The 3,440-nt window shown below is 46.0% G+C and carries 3 protein-coding genes; 1 reads left to right on the forward strand and 2 read right to left on the reverse strand.

Features of this window, described 5'->3' with window-relative positions:
* Positions 1-154: 154 nt before the first annotated feature.
* Together AB4232_RS22200 and AB4232_RS22205 are read right to left on the reverse strand one after the other, a co-directional pair.
* Complete coding sequence (locus tag AB4232_RS22200; RefSeq protein WP_372088027.1) at positions 155-2,200, reverse strand: alkaline phosphatase family protein; 2,046 nt, start codon at positions 2,198-2,200, stop codon at positions 155-157.
* Positions 2,201-2,224: 24 nt separating this feature from the next.
* A complete protein-coding gene (locus AB4232_RS22205) occupies positions 2,225-2,710 on the reverse strand; it encodes a hypothetical protein (protein ID WP_372088028.1) in 486 nt (161 codons plus the stop codon).
* A gap of 81 nt (positions 2,711-2,791) precedes the next feature.
* Here AB4232_RS22205 and AB4232_RS22210 point away from each other — a divergent pair.
* On the forward strand, positions 2,792-3,440 hold a 649-nt coding region (locus AB4232_RS22210; protein ID WP_372088029.1), incomplete at its 3' end, for a MipA/OmpV family protein.

The following is a 3,440-nucleotide window of genomic DNA, read 5'->3' on the forward strand; positions in this document are numbered from 1 at the left end:
AAAACGCTTTTAGCCGAACCCTTCGGGCAGCGTTTGCTGGTCATTTCTACTGCGTTATCGGCTTCTCATGTAGGCTAGCTACACATCGAAGCCTCTGCCTTGTATAAATACCCAGCAACTCGCTGCAAAAATTAGCTCGAAAGGTCAACACGCCCTAGTAAGGTTCAGGAAAGCGGGTGGTTTTACCGTCACCGCTAAGTGTTGTGATCGACTGTGGTTTACCATCTTCATCTAGCCTTAATTCACCAATCGCACTTCGGTTTGAAAGGCGATAGAAGGTTTGATTGTCTGGGCTTCGCTTCTCGATCTTTAAGCGCTTTCGCTTGGTGAAATAGTTCAAAACTGAGCGAGGACTGTATAACAGGCGGTCCCACACATCACAGAATTTAAGCAGCGGCGCTGGGAATTGATTTTTAATGCCACTACAGGTGATTTGATAAATGTTCGGGCTATTTCGGCGGTATCTAAGCTTGATATCGTAAGCAAAGGAGTAGTGAACATCGCCCGAAAGCACCACGAAATTGGTCGGTGTTTTGGTATGGGTAAAGATACTGATCAGCGTATTGGCACTGCCCGGATGTGCCATCCAGTTTTCAGCGTCAATCACCAATGGCTTACCAATTGTAGTCGCCATCTTTTGCAATGTTTCAATAAACTTCACGCCAAACATCGGTGCAGCTGAAACGATCACGACTTTATCTTGATGCATCAATTGATGTTGAAATTCAATCAAGGCCTCCCAGTCCATCAAACCTGAAGGTTTATTCATACGAGATTCCGAACGCCAGCGACGGGTTCGGGTATCCAACACAATGACTTTGGGTGAAGTATCTATTGTGTAATGCCACTCCTCAAAGCGACTCAACATCTCAATGAAGGCTCGATGCTTGTTTGGCTCGATGTCGCTAACAGAGTGAGTAGTCGCGGCATCGCCGGTTTCACTGTTCGTTTGTTTAAGGTTGTCCGTTTGTTCAACGTCATGCGTTTGTTTAAGAACGCGCGGTTGATCGACAAAAAGCTGTTTTGCTTGCTCGATGAATGTCTCGTCGAAGCTCTCCGGTTTATTACCCCAGCCCTGACACATCCAGTAAGCCGCAAGGCCGTTACCAATGACTTGAGTTGCGAACTGGTTTTGGTCTACGGCATGTTCCCAACCCACGGTAAGGTTCCAATCATCGGTCACATCGTGATCATCAAAGATCATGTACGTAGGGATATGTGCGAACAGACGTTGTACTTGCGGTAAGCCAGCAATGAAATCATCCATGATGACGCTTTCATCACGCCACTGTTGCTGCTCAGTCGGTGTTAATTGGCGTCCACCTTGAGTGAAGTTATTCTCAATTAAGCGCTCTCGATTGACACACTGCCACAGTGTCGGCGACCAAACTAACAGGTACATCGCGATAAACTCAGACAGCGTGACCAAGTGGTTTTCACAATCGGTAGAGCTAAAAATCGGTACGCCACGATTCGGGAAGAACTTATCGAGCATGGATTCTGAAGTGGTGTGGTGTGGCAAGTACTGATCACGTTGATATAAGTGATATTCGCTCTCAAATAAGGCGTCACTGCTGTTGATTCGGTTAACTTGCGAGTCAGTCGGTAAGCTCTCTCCCACTAGGCCAAGCAATTGAATCACTTGCTGAATAGCATCAAGTGTTGGGCCTGCCACATGGTCAGCGTAGATCTGATCGCCGCTCATCATCAGCATATCGGGTCTTTCAGCGACGGTTTGATCGGCAATCTTGTTATCTGCTGCGACTAGGCTGTCTTTGCTTGGATGATGTGGATTACGGCAAGAGCCATGAAGAATGTAATCAGCCGAGGTCGATATCTTAAACTCAACGCGAGATTTACCGTTGTAAACAAGGTGAGGGGCAAGCTCTTTTAATGAGCCTGACTCTGTGTGAACGTCATACTCTAGAAGTGTATTAGTCGGGAACTCGCCTTGTAAGCGGATGAGCGTTACCCACGCATGTGTACCGATTTGAATCGAATCATGATCTTCAAGCGATGAGGTATAAAACGGTTGGTCTTGTGCTGCTTCAGAATCGTCTATTTCTTGAGTATGAAGTTCGGCTCTGCCTGTCAGAGGCGAGCTGGTGGCTAACCAAAGTACGACTTCAGTTGCAGTCGTTTTTCTTAAAATGGGTCCGGCGAGTAACAGGGGAAGAGATGATGTCGTAGAGGGTTTCAATACGGTACCTAAAATCGTTGGTGGCTAGTCGTCGTGGCGTTGTTTTGTTTCGAGCTTGTTCGTTTCAGGCTCTATTATGTCAGGCGCGATCATTTCAGACTCAGGTGTTTCAGAACCATCTGTTTCAAGGAGTTCGATAACTTCCGAGCTAGAAAGTTCATGACCCATTAGAAATATTGCCAATAGGGCATCGGCTTTGGTCTTGGAATCGGATGTGTCGTCTAACACTTGCTCCAGTTTTTCACGAATCATAGCAATTTCGTGTTCAACAAAACCACGGCCTTCTTCATCCCCTTGATTGTCTTCAGGGGCATTATCGAACTCAAGAAATAGCATGTCGCCGTCTAGGTTGGTATTCACCAAACGCTCGGGCAACCATGCCTCACCAATAACAATATCCGGATCGGAATCTTTGGGTAAGTGATCTATAATGTTTTGTAATTCGGAGACTTTCACAATGCTTTCATTTAACCGAGAATATTCTACATTGTAACGGTCAATGCCGCTCAAACCTAAAATTAGTTAGCCGTTATGGCTAATAAATGTCTATTCAGTAACACAAAATTTATTACAAAGAGTAATTACATAAGAATGAAGCTCAAATATTTACCGACTCTCGCTTCGTCGGGCGTTGTTTTCGTCAGTAGCGTTTTCCTAAGTGCGAATGCGTGGGCCGCTGAAGAGCAAGAGTGGGGCATCGCTGCAATGTTTCGTACGGCAAGTATTCCTTACGATACGTCAGGTGGCGACCAAACGGTTAGCTCTTTTGTTCCAATGCTATTTTTCAAGAACGACTATGTGTTCATTGATGGAACTGAGATGGGTGCTTACCTTTATCAACCCGATGACGAGAAATGGTCTCTTAATGCTATCTCTCGCATGCGCTTTATTGATATCCCTGCTTCTGAGCAGAATGAAATTGAAGGTGATACGGCGGACTTTGGTGCTCAACTGACTTACCAACTTGATGGGCCTTGGTCTGTCGAAACGGAGTTAATGAGCGACAGTGAATTCAATTTTCACGGTAACTTACGTGCGAAAGCCAAGTATGAAACCGGAGACTGGGAGCTCACTCCGCGTGCGACACTGCGTTATAAAAGTGCTGACTTCAACAGCGAGTATTACTCAGCAGCGAGTGAAACCATCGGCGCAGGTGTGGACCTGAATGTCGGTGTAGAAGCGCGTTACCATGTGTTTTCGAACTTGTATTTATTGGGTTCAACCAGTGTGACTCGACTGG

Origin of the sequence: Vibrio sp. 10N.286.46.A8, from assembly GCF_041470165.1 — a bacterium.
GTDB classification, from domain to species: domain Bacteria; phylum Pseudomonadota; class Gammaproteobacteria; order Enterobacterales; family Vibrionaceae; genus Vibrio; species Vibrio tasmaniensis_A.